Below are 18892 nucleotides of genomic sequence, written 5' to 3' on the forward strand. Positions count from 1 at the left end.
ATGTATCGAGAATGCCTGCGTGCTATTACGGGTTGTAATCGGCCAGCACCGAGATATTGGTGAAGCTGCTGCCCGACTGAGGGGCCACGCGCAGATAATATCTGGCTGCTTGCGGCTTCTGAATGACAACCGCTTGACTGGTGCCGCGTTTAGTGGAAGTGAAATCCGCATTGCTGCCGTCTGCTGCCGGGGCGCTGCCCGCCTTCACATACAAGGCCACGTCACCCGCGCCACCCAGCGTGCGCAAGTTCAACGTCGTAGCACCCGCCGGCACGTCGATCGCATAGAGGGTGCCGTTGACGATGGAGTTCTGGCCCGGCACCAAGACACCCTTGGTCAGCAAGCGGGCTATCGTGCCGCCCCCGTTGTCGTCGCCGTTCACCGCCATCTTGACGGCGGCATGAGCATCCAGGATGCCAGCGCCGGAACGCCCGTCATCGGCAACCGGGAAAGAGCGCGCCGACTTAACCAGAATGTCCTTGATCTCGTCAGATGTCGGTTGCGGCAAACCCGCTGCCTGAGTGGCACTCAGCATCAATGCCACCGCGCCGGCAACGTGCGGCGCAGCTTGCGAAGTACCGATGTACCCCGCGTAATTGGGCTGCCCTGGGGTGGTCTCGCCATCATTGAGTGCCGAAAATACCCAGCCCTTGAGATTTTCGCGGTAATCGGAACCATCGGAGCATAGACCGTTAGCGCTTGGAGCGGAGTCGTCCGGGCAAAGGCTACCACCGGGGGCCGACAACGTTATCTTCGAGCCGTAGTTGGAATAGAACGCGCGTTTGCCGGCAGCACCATTGGATGCGACGGTGATGACGCCTGGGCAGCTCGCAGGCGAATAGTTAGCCGAGTCGTCAGCATCGTTGCCCGCAGCCACAACGACCGTGGTACCGCGCCGAATGGCTTGGCTGATCGACGCACCCATGGCATCGCTTGCCGAGCAGACACCAAATCCGCCCAGGCTCATGTTGATCACCTGAGCGACGTGAGTGTTGGAGGGCATGTTAGGTACATCACCACCGGATGCCCATGTGATGGCATCAGCAATATCGGCAACGTCACCGCCGCAGTGGCCAAGCACGCGTATCGGTAACACCTTGGCGTTGTAGGCGGTACCCGCCAGACCAGCACTATTGTTAGTCAGCTCAGCAACCGTGCCAGACACGTGTGTACCATGCCAGCTGCTGGGTTGACCCGAAGAGCCTGGGTCCACACATCCGTTGACAGGATCGTTCCAAGGAGCGGTGTTGGTCCAATCGCCCGTATCCCAGCCGCCAGACACACGTCCCTCGGTATCCCTGCCTGAAAGGTAAGGGTCGCTAATAAAGTCGTAACCCTCATCGGCCAGTGACGTATCAAGATCGGGATGCTGGGTGATGCCTGTATCGATCACGGCGACAGTAACACCCGTGCCATCGGCCAGCTCCCAGGCATTGTTGATATTGGCCCCACCTGTCGCATCCCAATAATCCCATTGATGCGTGCTGTACAGAGGATCATCGGAGGTTGTTGTTTGCGGCGTGGAACTATCGATCTGCGCTTTCCTCATGGCATTCAATGGAACGGGAGCGGCGATATCCCGCACCATATGTAGCCGGTAATTGGGTTGCACATACGCAACCGCGGGATCAACCGCCAGTTGCTGTATCAATTGGTTGGCTTCGGCCTGGCTCAGCTTGCGCGAAGTCTTGACGAGGTCAGCGCCCATACCCAGCTTGCGCTGATAGGACACCGACAGTGGAGCCATCTGCGTGCCCGTGGACGAAACCGTGACGCGGTCGAGTCCGACGCGGCTGACGGCCGCTTTTACATTCTGCAGCAGTGCATGGCTGTTGCTATGCTCAGCGGTGCCATCGCGATAGGTGATGATAAAGCTGTCGTAGCTTTCGTTTGCCTGGGTCACCAGAGAAAACCTGGACGAGGAAGTCGACTGGGTATCAGCAGCGCGCACGGCTGGAATAGCCAGCATCAGTGCTACTGCCATGACGCCAAGGCGAAGAGAAGAAAATGACTTCATGCATGGTTCCTTGAAGTAGAGCCGGGTCTTTCCACACCCCGGATTGAAGTGACGCATGACGCGAGACGAAAACTCTTGCCATGTCGAAAGAAGTACCCCTTCCTCATGGAAGGGGTACCTTGTCGTTACCAACCGAAGCTGACGCCGACCGTGCCGCTGGCTTCGCCGCCGCCGGCAACCGAGCCACCCACCAACACGGCACCGTTGCCCGGAAGTCGGCGCGAGAAGCCGACCGACAACGCGTTCTCTCCGCCGTAGGTGCCGGCCGCTGCACTGACGCGATTGTCGGTACCGGGTGCGGCGGCAATGGCACCGGCCATGCCGGCCATCGCCGCGCCCATGGCACCAACACGGCTTATGCGCTTGTTGACGGAATGGAACTGCTGATTCACCGAATCCTTGAAGGCGTTGAAGTTGTCGTGGGTGACAAGGTTGGAGACCTTCTGGTCGGTATAGGCATTGGCTGCACTGAGCGTTTGCGCATCGCCCGTATCGGCATAGGACTTAGCGGCATCGATCGCGTTCTGGGTGAAGGCCGTAACTTGACCCACGGTGGCCCCATCGGTAGCTGCCACGCCGTCGGCCATGTTCGTCACGCGACGTTGCTGATCGGCATTGCCCAAAGACACGGTGTTGTCCTGATCCGCGACGGAACCGGCACCCAGCGCCACGGCATTGGATGCCGTGACCGAGCTGCCTTGACCGATGGCGGTACCGGATGTGGCTGTTACGCTGCTGTCCGCGCCAACCGTGACAGCATTGTCGGCCGCTGTGCCGATCTGCGTGTTGTTGCCCAGTGAAGTACCGTTTGGCGAATTGACGCTGGAACCGGTGCCAACGGCCACATCATTCTTGCCATCAGCGTGGCTGCCGCTGCCTACGGGCAAGCCATCGCCCGTGCCGATCGGAACGCCGCTGCCACCGGGACCCCCATTGACTTCCAGATGGGTCACGCGAGCATCCAGCGCGCCCAGCACGCCGTTCACAGCACCGAAAGCGTCGCCCACATTGCCATAGGTACCGCCCATGATGTTGAACTGCGGCGGGGTAATCATCCCGCTGGCATTCATCACTGCGCCACCACCGATGGTGTCGGCCAGCGAGTTCAACTGCGCGACATTGACTGCATCGCCAGCGTTCAAACCTGCGACGACATTGGACAACGTCGCGCCATTGGAGCCACCGAAGGTCACCTTGCCCTCATTGCTGCCTTCGTCGTAGGTGACGGCCGAAATCATGTTGCCATTGCCATCCACCAGGCCAACCTTCTTGAGCTGGGCAACATTGACGGCATCGGTATCGGCGGTGCCGGCAGCGACGTTGATGATCTGGCGCTGAAGGGTGTCGTTACCTACCGACACGGAGTTATTGCGGTCGGCAATGCTGCCGCTGCCGAGAGCCACGCTATTGAAATTGCGGCTCTCGCTGTTTGCACCCAGGGCCAAGCTGGCATTGCCGTTCGCTCTGGCGTTGAAGCCAAGAGCCACGCTGTTCGCGCCACCTGCGCCACTGAACGCACCCAATGCCACTGCACCATCATTGGAAGCATTCGCCTTCGCACCACTGGCTACCGCATACGTACCAGTCGCGGCGGCATCGTCCGTACCGTCGTTTTCACCGCCAGCCTTGAAGTATCGATTGGTACTGCCATCGCCCACCGCAGCGGTAAGCTGATCCACGTTCACCGCATCGGTGCCTTGCGTACCCGCAGCCACATTGGTGATCTGGCGATCGATGGCCTTATGGGTACCGGTCGAATCTGACCAATCCTGTGCCGCACCCACCGACACCGAATTGGTACGATCAGCCAGCGAGCCTTGGCCCAAAGCCACACTGTTATCCGCAATAGCCCGGGCATTGGCACCCAATGCCACGGTATTGTTGCCGGTGCCGTAACTGTTGTATCCCAACGCAGTGGCCATGCTCCCGGTAGCCCAGCTTTCTGTACCGATCGCCGTACCCTTTGCGCTTGCGATCGTGCTTACACCAACGGCCACACCTTCTTGGTCGGCACGGCTGTCGTTGCCCGCGGCGACGGCCCGCTGGCCGGCTACAGCGCCAGCGCCCAGCGCGCTGCCCTCATTGTCGGCCTGACTGCTGGCACCCAAAGCGGTGGCCGCGTCGCTGGCAACAGCTAGAGAGCCGATGGCAGTGCTGGAATTGCCGTTTGCCTGTGCCGTGAAGCCCATGGCGACGCTGAACAACCCTTTGCTTTGCGCCATCTTACCGACGGCGGTCGAATCATTGGCGGTTGCCTGACTGCTTGCACCGATGGCCACCGCACCGTCTGCTGATGCATTGGCCTTGGCACCGATGGCCACCGCCAATGTGCCGCTCGCGATGGCATCATCGGTACCATCGTTCCTGCCATCGGCTTTGAAGTAGCGATTGGTGCTGCCGTCGCCCACCGCGGCATTGAGCTGATCCACGTTCACCGCGTCGGTGCCTTCCGTACCGGCGGCCACATTGGTGATCTGGCGATCGATCGCCTTGTATACGGTGCCGTCCGCCCCTTGCCAGTCTTGCGCTGCGCCCACCGACACCGAATTGGCGCGATTGGCCAGCGAGCCCTGGCCCAAGGCTACGCTGTTCTCGCCCAGAGCCCAGGCATTTGCACCGACGACGGTAGAGTCGTTGCTCACCGCCCAGGAGTTGAAGCCCAAGGCCGTGCTTTGGGTGCCTTGTGCCCAGCTCTCTGCGCCGAAGGCACTAGCATCTGCACTAGCAGCCGTATTGAAACCTACCGCGGTCGCATAGGTGTCATAGGCACTGCTGAGAGAGCCGATAGCCGTGCTCACCGCGCCGGAAGCAAGTGCGCTGGAACCGAAGGCCGAGGCAGCATAGTCAGTAGCACGCGCCGCGTACCCGGCTGCAGTGCTGAACGTGCCTCTGGCAATGCTAGCGACGCCGAAGGCCGAATCCGCCCACACAGTTGCTTTCGCACCAGTACCGACGGCCGTGGTTGCGATTCCAACGGCATTGGCCGCCTCGCCAATGGCGGTCGTCTGTACCCCAGTGGCAGTGCTCTGGACACCAATCGCTACGCCATTGCCTCGCGTCGAGGCTTCGGAGCCGATCGCGATACCCGCACCGTCACTGCTTACAGCCGAATTGCCGATCGCCACACCCCCGAAGCCGAGACTTTGCGAGTCGACACCGTAGGCAACGCTGCGATCACCTTGTGCCAGGCTTCCATAGCCACTCGCGATACTTAGTTCACCCAGTGCAGTGGCACCGTTGCCGAAGGCAGATGCGCCATAACCCGCGGCATAGCTGCCGGAACCCGCAGCCGTGGCGTAGTCGCCTTGTGCAACCGCATCGTCGCTGTCGCCGCCGTTGGCCTTGAAGTATCGGTTGGTACTGCCGCTACCTACAGCGGCATTGAGCTGATCCAGATTCACCGCATCGCTGCCTTGCGTACCAGCCGCGACATTAGTGATTTGGCGTTCGTTGCCAACACTGCCTACCGAGACTGAATTATTACGGTCCGCGATGGACATGGCGCCAAGTGCAACAGCGTTTTGCCCGGTCACTCGACTTGCTTGTCCGATGGCCACACTGCTCGCCGTCAAACCTTGACGGCCTGCACCTGCGCCCAGGGCCACCGAATTGTCTTCGAGAGCGGTGGCGCCAGCACCGACTGCCACGCTGTATAGGCCACCAGTATGGCTGGCAGCGCCAAGCGCTACAGAGCCATAACCGTCGGCGCGCGCGCCGCCGAAATCGAAGACGTGATCAACATTGTCGACATAAAACCCCGCTCCGCCCACGGCGACTGCTGCTTGCTGGGAGGCACTTGCCTGAGCTCCCACAGCAATAGAACTACTCGCGTTGGCGGCCACCGAAGAAAGCGTGCCAATGGCAATTCCACTGATAGCACTTTCGCCGACATTGGCCCCGATACCTATAGCCGTGCTTGCGTTAGCTCCATTTGCTACGTGGCTGCTGTCACCGATGGCAAGCGCGTAGGGAGCTTCAGCTCGGGAATCCGTGCCAAGTGCCGTTGCAGAGAGGGCGGTGGATTGTGCATTGGCGCCAATCGCAATGCTGCTCACGTCGGTAGCCGAGGATCCGTAACCATTTGCAACGCTGTAGTCACCCAAAGCATTCGCGCCGCTGCCAAAGGCAGATGCACCATAGCCCTGGGCATAGCTGCCCGAACCGGCTGCCGTGGCGAATTCACCATTGACGACAGCGTCGTCGGCGCCGTTGCCCGCCGCTTTGAAGTAGCGGTTGGTGCTTCCATCACCCGCCACGGCGTTGAGCTGATCGAGGTTCACCGCATCAGTGCCTTGCGTAGCGGCTGCCACGTTGGTGATCTGGCGCTCGTTGCCGATCGAACCGATCGATACGGTGTTGTCACGATCGGCGATCGAATTCGCACCCAAGGCCACGGCATTGTTGCCATATACGCCCGAGTAAGCACCAAGCGCCAGGCTTCCAGCCGTCTGTGCATAAGCACGCGTGCCCAGCGCGATGCTGTCGTCGCCATCCGTGACGGCAACCGTGCCTATGGCGATTGAATTGCGTCCAAAGGACTGCGCCCCGGAATCGATCTGGCAGATTTGATCCTCGGGGCAGGCGTCGAAACTGCCGAACGCTATCGAACCATCGCCGTACGCACGCGCTTCTGCACCAATCGCTGTCGACAGGTCGCCTGTCGCGCCCGCATACCCACCGATGGCCGTAGCACCACGGTTGCTGGCAAAGCTTTCATTGCCCAATGCCATCGATAGGTCGCCGCTTGCCACAGTATCCGAACCTACTGCCGTGGCACCGAAGCCCGTCGCCTGTGCGCGAGTGCCAAACGAACTGGCCAGGTTACCCGTGGCCCGGCTGCCGTTGCCAACGGATACCGCGTAGTCGGCATTTGCCGTGCTGTCGCTGCCGATGGCTACTGTGTAGCTCCCACTGGCTGTGGAGTTATTACCCACGGCCGTGGAAGCCAAGCCGCCCGCGGCGGCCCGATAACCGAAAGCAGAAGCCTCATTAGCGCCCGCTGAGCTTCCCGCACCCGCCGCGGTGGTATGCGCACCGTCCAGCAGCGCGTCATCGAACAAGCCCTCATCACCACTCGCCTTGAAGTATTTGTTGCTGCCACCGACCTGGCTGGCCACTTCATCAAGCTGCGACTTGTTGACCGCATCAGTGGCTTCCGTGCCGGCCGCGACGTTGCTGACCTGGCGCTCATGGCCCACGGAACCCACCGATACTGTGTTGTCCCGGTTTGCTTGGGATCCGGCACCCAGCGCTACGGCATTGTTGGCGAAACTTTGCGAAGCCGCGCCGAGTGCCACGCTATCGTCGCCACCCACAATGGCGCTTCCGCCGATAGCAACGGCATTGCGTCCATAGGCCTGCGCAAAATCCAGGAAAGTGGATTCGCCCGACGGCGGTACATAGGTTCCGCCAAGCACGATGCTGCCGTCGCCATACGCGTACGCTTCCTTACCTATCGCAATTGCTTGTTCGCCCCCACTGTTTGCCCGCACGCCGACAGAAACACCAGCGCTCCCGCTCGCCACAGATTCTGCACCGACGGCCGTGGCTTCCGTGGTAGCGGCGCTACCCACGCCTAGCGCGGTAGCGAAATCGCCTTCGGCATAAGCAAAAGCACCAAACGCCGAGCCAAAAATACCGCTTGCGTTGCTGTCGCTACCGATAGCAATGGCATAGTTGCCGGATGCTTCGCTATTGGCGCCGAAAGCACTCGACTGCCAGCCCAACGCACTGCTTCCATAACCGCTAGCGGTGCTCTGCTCACCCGAGGCTTCAGTATTCATGCCGATGGCAGTCGAACGATTGCCGATAGCCAGCGACTCGGCACCGATCGCCACCGTGCCGACATCCGTAGCCTGTGCGTTGAAGCCAATAGCCGCAGCGAAAGCGCCACTCGCACCGGCGTGTGCACCCGCGGCGACACCATTGATGCCGCTGGCGGCGCTGCCAGCACCAAGCGCCGTCGAGCCTGCGGCCGTGGCCTTGCTGTTCTTGCCAACGGCAACCGAGCGATCACCTTCGGCGTTGCTGGAACTGCCTGCTGCAACCGAATAATCGCCGCTGGCGTTTGCATCATCGAACAGGCCCACGTCATTACCGGTCGCCTTGAAGTACTTGGTGGCGGCACCAAGGTTGCTGGCCACTTCATCGAGCTGTGACTTGTTGACCGCATCGGTGCTTTCCGTGCCGGCGGCGACATGGGTGATCTGGCGCTCAAAGCCTTCCACGCCCACCGATACCGTGTTGTCTCGCGTGGCTACAGACCCTGCGCCCAATGCCACGGAGTTGGTGGCGTAGTTGTACGCGTTTGCGCCAATGGCCACGCTGTTATCACCGTCAGCATGAGCCCCACCGCCGATGGCAATGGCGTTGCGTGCGCTGGCCTGCGCAGGATCCAGGAAAGTGAATTCACCCGGTGCCCTCACATAGGTTCCGCCCAAAACAATGCTGCCGTCACCCGTCGCAAGGGCCGTGTGACCGATCGCAATCGCATGTGCGCCGCTGCTATACGCACGCGCTCCCATCGCAACGCCGAACTCCTCACTCACCACAGACTCTGCGCCAACTGCCGTGGCTGCATTGGCAGCCGCCGTGCTCCCCTCGCCCAAGGCGGTAGTGAAGTCGCCTGCTGCAAGCGCGTATGTGCCAAACGCCGAGGCATAAAGGCCGCTCGCGGAGCTATGTGCGCCAAATGCACTATCGTGCGCACCCAATGCGCTGCTTCCATAGCCACTGGCGATGCTTCGTTCACCTGCGGCGTCGGAGTTCGTGCCTATGGCGGTCGAGCGATTGCCACTGGCCAACGACTCCGCGCCAACGGCAACTGCGCCGATATCCGTGGCCTGGGCATTTGAACCCACCGCGATGGCATAAGCCCTGCTTGCAGCAGCATATACGCCAAGGGCAATGCCATTAAAATCACTGGCAACACTTTCGGCACCAAGGGCCATCGCTCCTGCGGCCGTCGCATGGCTGTTCTTGCCCACGGCAACTGACCGGACGCCTGTGGCATAGCTGGAGCTGCCTGCCGCAACCGAGTAGCTACCTTCGGCAATCGCGTCGTCGAACAAGCCCACACCCGGATTGCCCGTCGCCTTGAAGTACTTGCTGGCAGCAGCAACATCGCTGGCCACTTCATCGAGCTGCGATTTGTTAACCGCATCGGTGGCTGCCGTTCCGGCGGCGACATTGGTGATCTGGCGTTCGTTGCCGATGCTGCCTACGGAGACTGTGTTGTCACGATCCGCCAGCGATGCGGCGCCAAGCGCCACGGCATTGGCCGCGCTGGCTTCACTGGCCCAGCCCAACGCAACACCCATGTCTTGTGCTACGCGAGCGCCTGCACCCAATGCGATCGAACCGAAGCCAAGCGCGGCGTTACCGCGCACATCCCCGAAGCCATTGGAGGTGACGCCTCCCATCGCAATGGACTGCATTCCTCCTGCATAAGCGGCCGTGCCAACAGCAATACCTTGCTCTGCACCGTGATTGACGGTTGCCCCAAGGCCAATGGCGACGGCGGCGGCCGCGTCATTGCCAATCGCTGCACCCTTCCCCATGGCGATGGAACCAAAGCCGGTTCCGGAAACGCCCGGCTGAAATCCGGGATACGGCATCACGTCGTCGGGGTCGATGCCCGTGCCGATGGCCACTGACGACTGCGCCAATGCGTAGGCGTCCGCACCCACGGCCACCGCATGCGAGCCGTTGGTGATGCTGTTCGCACCCATCGCCACCGATCCTTCACCCATGCCGATGGCCCGGTAGCCTGCAGCGAGGCTGGTGGCATCGACGCTATGCGCCTGCGCGCCGATGGCCGTAGATCTGCCACCCGATGCATTGGCTTCTGCACCCAACGCCGTGGCAGCCTGCTCGCCAGTAGCAGCGGCCATCGCACCCAGGGCTGTATTGCCCACCCCGAATGCATAGGCGGTTTGGCCCATGGCCACGGAGGCGTCGCCCTCCGCCACGCTGTCCTGGCCGATTGCGGTGCTGCCAATACCGAAGGCAACTGCGCCGTTACCCATGGCGGTAGCCGCATTTTGAGCCGCCCATGCATCGCTGCCCACAGCGACGGACAGATCGCCATCAGCTTGGCTACCCGCGCCGACAGCGGTCGCTTCGGTCCCATGAGCATAAGCAAGTGCGCCGACGGCAGTCCCGGCAACGTCGTCTGCCTGAGCGCCTGCGCCCATCGCTGTCGTGTAGTCGGAGGACGCCGTCGCATCGGCACCTACGGCGACCGAAACGTTACCGTCAGCGCTCGCTCCCGCACCGAAGGCACTCGCTGCATAGCCGCTGGCAACGCTGTCCGCGCCCACTGCGGTACCGCCTTCGGCAGCAAAACTGTCTTTACCGATGGCGACACCATAGTCACCCACGGCCTCGCTGCCGCTGCCCGCCGCCACGGCATACTGCCCTCGCGCGCTGGCGTCGTCAGTGCCGTCGTTGTCGCCGTTGGCCTTGAAGTAATGCTGCGAGTCACTGATGCTGCCGGCCAGCGCATCAAGCTGGTTTTTGTTGACCGCGTCCGTACCTTCCGTACCGGCAGCCAGGTTGGTGATCTGGCGTTCGTTGCCTATGCTGCCAACCGAGACCGTGTTGTCGCGATCAGCGAGAGAGTCCGCGCCAAGGGCAACCGCACCGTTGCTGGTGACCCTGGCCGATCGGCCAAGGGCGACAGAGCCCTCAGCGGTAACTCGACTGCTGGATCCGATCGCGATGCTGTCGTCGGCCCCCGCCCATGCGAGGACACCGAGCGCCATGCCGTTTTCGCCCACGACAGTGCTGCCGCCTCCTATCGCGACGCCATCAATCGCCTGGCGCAACGTCGCGCTGCCATAACCTATCGCTATGCTGCGCTCGCCGTATGCCGACAGGTTTGCACCAAGTGCGATGCTGTTGTCGCCTGCGGCAAGGCTTTCGGTCCCGGCGGCGATGCTGTTAAGGCCACTCGCCGTGCTGTACGTACCAAGCGCAGTGCTGAAAGTCCCCGTTGCCTTGCTGAGGGCACCTACAGCCGTGCTTCCCTCACCTCCGCTGTTGGCGCCAAAGCCACCAGCAAAACTGCCCATACCACCAGCAGCAGCCTGGGCACCGACAGCAGTGGCAGAAGCTGCGGAAGCTTCGCTGTCGTAACCTAGCGCAGTTCCCTGCATACCCGATGCAATGCTTTGGCCACCGATGGCCGTGGCGTACTGTCCTGCTCCGCTGTTGGCACCCAGTGCCACCGATGCTTCGCCCACGCTGAGCGCATTGATGCCTGCCGCAAAGCTTGCCACCCCCACACTCTGGGCGTTGTAGCCGATGGCGGTCGAGCCATCGGCTCGCGCGTTGCTTCCCGAGCCTAGTGCGGTCGCTCCTTCATTGCCTTCGGCACTCGCGTGCGCGCCCATGGCGGTATTGCCGAAGCCTGAGCTGTATGCGGCTTGACCCACCGCCACGCTGGAGTCGCCTTCCGCGTTACTGCCCTGGCCCACGGCCGTGCCGCCCAGGCCGGAAGCGTTGGCTTCGGCCCCCACAGCAGTGGTCGCATGGTTGGCGGCGTGACTGAAAGCACCCGCAGCGATCGACCGGTCACCGCTAGCCCGGCTATAAGCGCCGCTGGCTGCGGAGTATTCACCGCTGGCGATCGCCGAGTCGAACGGGTCAACTACATCACCCGCCGCGCCTTTGGCCTTGAAATAGCGCGAAGTCCGGCTGGCCACGTTGGCAACTGCGTCGAGCTGGTCCTTGTTGACTGCATCCGTGCCAAGCGTACCCGGCGCCACGTTGGCGATCTGGCGTTCGTGGCCGAGGCTGCCTACCGAAATCGTGTTGCCGCGATCAGCGACGGAACCCGAACCAAGCGCGACGCTGTTGTCGCCCGCAACGCTGCTGTCTTGACCGAGGGCAAGACTGCCCGCACCGGAGGCTTTGCTGTCCTGGCCGATCGCGATGCTGGCCTTGCCTGAGGAAGTGGCATCGTGGCCGATGGCGACACTGCCGATACCACGCGCCGTCGATTTATAACCCAGCGCCGTGGCGTATTTAGCCCGCGCAGCCGAATCATTGCCAATCGCCGTACTGAATTTTCCGCTTGCTTCGGCCAGGGCGCCGCAAGCCAGGGCGCTGTCGGCGGCAACGGGCTGATCAGCAATGGCGAACGTTCCCTTGCACACATCCGCCAACGCCGCCTCCGGTGCCAATCCCAAGCCAAGCATGATCGCAAGCGGGAGCTTGATCAGTGCAACGCCGGAGCGCACGTTGTTGTTGCCGGCGCCGCCTGTGCCAACCTTGCAGCTGGCCAGTTCCGAAGCCACCACGATCTGTCCAATCGATGCGTTCCAGACTTTGCTGTAGATCTTGTTCATGCCTTACTGCCCTCTCCATGCGAGTAGATGACGCAGAGCGCACGCGTGCGGAGGCGTGTGCACCAAGGTGTGGAAAACGGAAGGAATTCCCCTCGGTCCTGCTGTCCGTGTAATCCCAGTCAATATGTTGATCTGCATCGACTGGGCTTGGGTTTGGGCAAAAGCATCTTGGATTCGTGGCAGATGGTTCACTCACGCAAACTCACGTGAAACTCACCGGACTCACGAAATTTCACGTTTTCTCACCGCTTTGCACGTGCATGCATTGCTGCAATGCATGCAGCTCGAACATGTTGGCGTTACTTACCTGTTTCCGCGCGCAAGGCGTTGGCTGGCCCTCATCTGGCGTCCCACTTCAGCTACTGAGGTAGCACCCATGAGTTGTTCCCTGACAACACAGCACAACGTTGAGGCAATGATGAATAGGGATCCGCTGTCAACAGCGAGTGGAACTCGTTTCTGCACGCAGGGAAGGCAGCGGCATCACTGCATCATGCTGGTGATCGAACGGAAGCACATGACCGGCCGGGATCCGCCAGTCCCTCGTCGCATGGATTGATCGGCATGGCACCCAACACGGACGCTTTCACGTCGCCGTCAGGCGTTCGCGATGGCTGGCTTTTCGCGCCAAAAGTGCACGGAACAAAAATAAGGTGGAAGCTCTCCGTCCGCGTTAACGACGTAGCGACCCCTGGGACAGCTTCCTTCCGTGACGGCGATGGCGCTTCTTACGCATCCGTCTCGCAGGAAAGCACGTAACCCACTCCCCGCGCGGCAAGCAACGGCAGTCGCTCTCCGGTTTTTGCCAACACCTTCCGCCGCAACCGATGCACCATCATTTCAAGCCGATGCGGATCGAACTCATCAGCGCACCGGGCCAAGGCACGGATCAGTGCTTCACGCGGTACGGGCCGGCCTTTCTCTTGCGCGAGCAGTGTCACCACGCATTGCTCGGCCGAGGTCAGCAGGACGGCTTTGCCGTGCGGCGAAATCAGTCGCCAGCTGCGGGTCTCCAAACGCCAGTCGCGTGTCATCACCACCTGGCCATGGATCAGATTGCGCGATGCAAGGAGTGTCAGGCGGCGCGCCAGGCTTTGCAGCGTGGCCGATAGCACGTCCATGTCGACCGGCTTGACCAGACAGATGTCCGCGCCGGCACGCAACGCATAAGTGTGGTGTTCGCAATCGGCAGACTTGGTGAGCACGACGATGCCCATGTCCGACCTTGTGCGAAGTTGCGGTATCGCCGCCATATCATCGACGCCATCCAGAGCGATACTGAGCACTGCGATATCGAACGCACGCGTCAGCGTGAGTCGATGCAGTTCGGCGATGGAGCCAACCCCCTGTACCGCAAAACCGTGCATGCGCAGCGCAGGCATCAACATCTGCTGCCGTACGGCGACGTCGTCGTCCAGCACGAGAACATGAAGGGGCTGCACGAGTGCATGGGATGACGACAGTCGCTGTTCGGACATCAATGTATTGGCTCGCAAACGGAATCCAGACCAGCTTAGGTGGTGGGCGAGGCCAAATTCATAGGAATATGTCTTTTGGCACTGTGGCAAACGTCCTACGCTACCTAGCGTGATTGCTTTTGAATGCCGTAGGAGGCTCCGCTGTGCATCGTCTTGCCCAATCCTTCGTCCTGACCGCGCTTGCCGCATGTTGCGGTGCAGCTTTCGCTGCCACGCCAGCGGATGGTGTACCGCGCGGGAAGCTGCCGCGCTGGGCGGTACCGGAGTCGTACCAGCTCGCTTTCAAAGTGGATCCGGCGCAGCAGAGTTTCAGCGGCACCACCACGATCAGGCTTGAGCTGAAGCAAGCGGCCGATCACATCTGGCTCAATGGCCGCGATCTCAATGTCGGCAAGGTGACGGTCACCGATGCAGGCGGCAAACAACATGCTGGCAAGTACGCTACCGTTGATTTGAAGGCAGGCGTGGCGCGCGTGGATTTCAATGCCGTACTGCAACCGCAAGCGCTGACACTCGTGCTCAGCTACTCCGCGCCGCTCAACCAGCAATTGCAGGGCCTGTACAAAGTGAATCATGCCGGCGCGCCGTATGCGATGACGCAGATGGAACCGGTCAGCGCGCGCTTCGCCTTTCCCGGTTTTGATGAACCGGATTTCAAGACGCCGTACGACATCGCACTGACCATTCCGTCGAACCTCGTCGGTGTGGCCAACACGCAGCAGACCAGCGAAGTGGCAGCCGGCGACCACTGGAAAACGCTGCGCTTCGCCCGCACGCAACCGCTGCCTACGTATCTGGTGGCGTTTGCGATCGGCCCTTGGGACGTCGTCAATGGCCCAACCATCGCGGCGGACAACTACCGTCGCGAACCGCTGCCGCTACGCGGCATTGCCGCGCACGGCGAAGGCCATCGCATGCAGCATGTGCTGAGTGAAACGCCGACCATCATCCACACGTTGGAGAACTACTACGGCTTCGGCTATCCGTTCGGCAAGCTAGACCTGCTCGCCGCACCGGATTTTTCCGCCGGCGCGATGGAGAACCCCGGCCTGGTCACGTTCCGCGATTGGTATTTGTTGCTCGATCCCCAATCGCCGACCAAAAACGTGCGCGGCTCGTTCGACGTGACTGCGCACGAACTGGCGCACCAGTGGACGGGGGACACCGTCACGCTGGCCTGGTGGAACGATCTATGGCTCAACGAAGCCTTCGCCACCTGGATGCAGCAGAAGGTCACCATGAAGGTGCATCCGGAATACCGCGCGGACCTGGAGCGCATTACCGCCGCCGAAAATGCGATGGAGAATGACAGCCTGGTCAGCGCACGCAAGATCCGCCAGCCGATCAGCGGCATTGGCGACATCGAAACCGCGTTCGACAGCATTACTTATCGCAAGGGCGCAGCCGTGCTCGGCATGTTCGAGGGCTACGTCGGCGAGGATGTCTTCCAGAAAGGCATGCGTGCCTACATTCAAAAGCACAAGTTCGGCAATGCCACGGCCGACGACTTGATCGATGCGATTGCCACCGCAGCGAACCAGGGCCCGGCGTTCAAGCAGGCCTTCGACAGTTTCCTCAACCAGGCCGGCGTGCCGTACGTGCAGACGCGGCTTGACCAGCAAGGCAACAAGACCGTTCTGCATATGAGCCAGAGCCGCTATCTGCCGGTCGGCAGCACCGGCCATGCGGCGCAGGTGTGGGGCATCCCTGTATGCGTGCGCTACGGCACGGCCGCCGGCAGCAAGACCCAGTGCGAGATGCTCGACCAGGCCGAAGGCACGATGGTGTTGGCCGATGCCAGCAGCTCCAGCTGGGTGATGCCGAACGCCAACGCCAGCGGCTACTACCGCTTCAGCATGACCAAGCCGGCCTGGGCGGATCTCACCGAGCACGTCACGGCGCTGAACGACAAGGAACAGCTTGCCTACGCCGACAGCATCGATGCCGGTTTCCGCCACGGCGAGCTGGATGCAGGCGATGTGCTCGCTGCGCTCAAGCCGCTGGCCAGCGCAAAAACGCGCGAAGTCGCGGTGGCGCCGCTGGATACGGTGGCGTGGATCTATCGGCATGAAGCGGCCACCGATACGCAGCGCGCCGTCATCGTCGATTGGGTTAAAAAGGCCTATCTGCCGCGCATGGAGCAACTCGGTTACCAGCGCAAGGCTGGCGAGGCCGACGGCGACAGCCTCTTGCGCACTACGCTCGCGCACTCGCTCGCACTCGACTTCAAGATCCCCGAGGTACGCACGGCACTGCTAAAGCAAGGCGATGCCGCGTTGGCGAAGAAGGCCGATGGCAGCCTGGACCTCGGCGCAGCCGATCCCGATCTGCTCGGCGACGCGCTTGCCGTGGCCGTGCAGGAACGCGGCAAGCCGGCGTTGGATGCCTTGATCGCGGAACTGCCGCGCACGACCGATCCTGCCTTGCGCAACGGCATGCTGGCCGGACTCAGCGCCGCCGATACGCCGGAGCTGGCGAATGAGGCGCGCGATTTCGCCCTCACCAAGCCGGTGAAAGTCGGCGAGATGGCGGCCATCCTGCGCGGCGGCCGCGATACGCCAGCAGCCCGCGATGCGTTGTGGCAATGGTTCACGACGCACTACGACCAAGTGCTTGGACGCACCGGCAGTTTCGCCAGCGGCTTCGTGCCGCGCCTTGCCGGTGGCGGTGGTTGCTCCACGGCGGAAGCCGATCGCCTGGATGCGTACTTCAAGCCGCGGCTGAAGGATCTTGCCGGCGCGGATCGCGGCTTGGCGCAGACGCGTGAGCAAGTGTTGCTGTGTGCGGCGCTGAAAGCGAAACAGGACCCGGCGGCCATTCTGCGCTAGCGGGACATGTAGGCTCGGCTGCAAATCCTGCCTGCAAGGAGCAAAAAACGCCGGATGCTTTGTCCATCCGGCGTTTTTTTATGCCATCGATCATAGTTACCATCAATCGTCTCCATAAGAACAATCAATTTCATATTCGTCGTAGGCGAGACTACGCTCGGCTCCTCGACCGCCAGGTCCCACTCTTGCATTGCCCTCTCAAGCCCAACGCCACGAGGTGATGTCATGAGCAAGCTGAAAGGCTCCAAGACGGAGCAGAACCTGAAAGACGCGTTCGCCGGCGAGTCCATGGCCAACCGCCGATATCTCTATTTCGCATCGAAGGCCGACGTGGAGGGCTACAACGACGTATCCACCGTGTTCCGCTCCACCGCCGAGGGCGAAACCGGCCACGCGCACGGCCATCTGGAATACCTCGAACCGTGCGGCGATCCCGCCACCGGCAAGCCGTTCGGCCCCACGCGCGACAATCTGCAGAGCGCCATCGCCGGCGAAACCCACGAATACACCGACATGTATCCGGGCATGGCCAAGACGGCGCGCGATGAGGGTTTCGACGAAGTGGCCGATTGGTTCGAAACGCTGGCGAAGGCCGAACGGTCACATGCGAACCGGTTCCAGAAGGCGCTGAACGAATTGGTTTGATGTGGAATTGCTCCACGTTGGCCCTAAGGCCGTCATCCCCGCGAAAGCGGGAATCCATCTTCGCCTTCCGTACTAGGGCAAAATCAAAATGGATTCCCGCTTTCGCGGGAATGACGGCCCTAGGATGGCCGCACACCACGTCGTAAAGGTCGTCCCTCAATCCGTTCTCTTTCAGAGTGGAGAGGGTTACATCGCGCCGGAGGCAAGCTCCATGGCAGAACCCATCGGCACCACGCGGGAAGGCAGCCTGGAAGCACCTACCCGCCACCCGCTGGACTGGTTGAATCCGGAGTTCTGGGAGCGCGCATCGCTGGATGCCGAACTGGAGCGCGTGTTCAACATCTGCCACGGCTGCCGCCGTTGTGTCAGCCTCTGCCACGCCTTTCCCACGCTGTTCGACCTGATCGACGAATCCGAGTCGATGGAAATCGACGGCGTGAAGAAAAGCGATTACGCGAAGGTCACCGAACAGTGCTACCTCTGCGATCTGTGCTATCTCACCAAATGCCCCTACGTGCCGCCGCACCCGTGGAACGTGGACTTCCCGCACCTGATGCTGCGCGCCAAGGCCGTGGATTTCCGCGAGCATGGCGCGCCGATGTCCGCGCGCATCCTTTCCAACACGCGCGCCGTCGGCAAGTTCGCTTCCATTCCCGTTGTCGTGCAAACCATCAACGCGGCCAACAGGAACAAGACCGCACGCAAGCTGCTTGAGAAAACCCTCGACGTGGATGCGCAGGCGCGCGTGCCTACGTATCACACGCCGACGGCGCGCAAACGCCTGCGCGAGCTCGATGGCGCGGGTGGCGCCAAACCCGCGGGACGCACGCGCGGCAAAGTGGCCATTTTCGTCACCTGCTATGGTGACCACGCCGATCCCGGCGTGGTGGAGGACCTGGCCGCGGTGCTCAAGCACAACGCCATGCCGGTGCGGCTAGTGGAACGGGAAAGTTGCTGCGGCATGCCCAAGCTCGAATTGGGCGACCTGGAAACGGTGCTCAAATACAAAGAACGCAACGTTCCAATGCTTGCCGACATGGCGCGCGAAGGCTGGGATTTCACCGCCGCCATTCCCTCCTGCGTGCTGATGTTCAAACAGGAACTGCCCTTGATGTTTCCGGACGATGAAGACGTCGCGCTGGTGCGCGATCGTTTCTTCGATCCGTTCGAATACCTGGCCGAACGCCACAAGGCGGGCTTGCTGGTTACCGACTTCAAGCAATCGCTGGGCAAAATCGCCTGGCAGGTTCCCTGCCATCAGCGCGTCCAGAAGATCGGTCCGAAGACCGCCGAGATTTTGCAGTTGGTGCCGGATACGCAAATCACCACCATCGAACGCTGCTCTGGCCACGACGGCACCTACGGCGTGAAACACAAAACCTATGCGCTGTCGCGCAAGCTCGCCAAGCCGGTGGAAACCCGTGTAGCGCAAGCCGAAGCCACGCATTTCACCAGCGATTGCCCGATGGCCGGCAACCACATCGCGCATGGATTGAACGGCACACCTGCCGCGGAACACCCCTTGAGCCTGCTACGCAAGGCATACGGCATCTGATCAACACACCACCATCC

6 protein-coding genes are annotated in these 18892 nt (G+C 61.7%); 3 read left to right on the plus strand and 3 right to left on the minus strand.

What is annotated here, in order from left to right:
- Nucleotides 1-25: 25 nt before the first annotated feature.
- From V7M64_RS07750 to V7M64_RS07760, 3 genes are all read right to left on the minus strand, one after another.
- Nucleotides 26-2017, minus strand: a complete 1992-nt coding sequence (locus tag V7M64_RS07750) for a S8 family serine peptidase (protein ID WP_333678311.1) — start codon at nucleotides 2015-2017, stop codon at nucleotides 26-28.
- Nucleotides 2018-2142: 125 nt separating this feature from the next.
- Entirely contained in the window at nucleotides 2143-12369 is a 10227-nt protein-coding gene (locus V7M64_RS07755) for an ESPR-type extended signal peptide-containing protein (RefSeq protein ID WP_333678312.1), read from the minus strand.
- Nucleotides 12370-13097: 728 nt separating this feature from the next.
- Nucleotides 13098-13847: a response regulator transcription factor gene (locus tag V7M64_RS07760; protein WP_333678313.1), complete on the minus strand. Its 750-nt coding sequence runs from the start codon at nucleotides 13845-13847 to the stop codon at nucleotides 13098-13100.
- Nucleotides 13848-13990: 143 nt separating this feature from the next.
- Between V7M64_RS07760 and V7M64_RS07765 the strand changes: the two genes are divergently transcribed.
- From V7M64_RS07765 to V7M64_RS07775, 3 genes are all read left to right on the plus strand, one after another.
- Nucleotides 13991-16675: a M1 family aminopeptidase gene (locus V7M64_RS07765; protein WP_333678314.1), complete on the plus strand. Its 2685-nt coding sequence runs from the start codon at nucleotides 13991-13993 to the stop codon at nucleotides 16673-16675.
- A 225-nt stretch (nucleotides 16676-16900) separates the two neighbouring features.
- On the plus strand, nucleotides 16901-17320 hold the full coding sequence (locus V7M64_RS07770) for a rubrerythrin family protein (RefSeq protein ID WP_333678315.1): 420 nt from the start codon (nucleotides 16901-16903) through the stop codon (nucleotides 17318-17320).
- Nucleotides 17321-17531: 211 nt separating this feature from the next.
- Nucleotides 17532-18875 (plus strand): heterodisulfide reductase-related iron-sulfur binding cluster, encoded by a 1344-nt coding sequence (locus V7M64_RS07775; RefSeq protein ID WP_333678317.1) that lies wholly within the window; start codon nucleotides 17532-17534, stop codon nucleotides 18873-18875.
- Nucleotides 18876-18892: the final 17 nt, after the last annotated feature.

The sequence above is a fragment of the Dyella sp. genome (assembly GCF_036746095.1).
Lineage (GTDB): Bacteria > Pseudomonadota > Gammaproteobacteria > Xanthomonadales > Rhodanobacteraceae > Dyella_B.

Excerpts from the sequence above, each read along its gene's own strand:
- V7M64_RS07750 (WP_333678311.1), bottom strand. The coding sequence starts at position 2,017 with ATGAAGTCATTTTCTTCTCTTCGCCTTGGCGTCATGGCAGTAGCACTG.
- V7M64_RS07755 (WP_333678312.1), bottom strand. The coding sequence starts at position 12,369 with ATGAACAAGATCTACAGCAAAGTCTGGAACGCATCGATTGGACAGATC.
- V7M64_RS07760 (WP_333678313.1), bottom strand. The coding sequence starts at position 13,847 with ATGTCCGAACAGCGACTGTCGTCATCCCATGCACTCGTGCAGCCCCTT.
- V7M64_RS07770 (WP_333678315.1), top strand. The coding sequence starts at position 16,901 with ATGAGCAAGCTGAAAGGCTCCAAGACGGAGCAGAACCTGAAAGACGCG.
- V7M64_RS07775 (WP_333678317.1), top strand. The coding sequence starts at position 17,532 with ATGGCAGAACCCATCGGCACCACGCGGGAAGGCAGCCTGGAAGCACCT.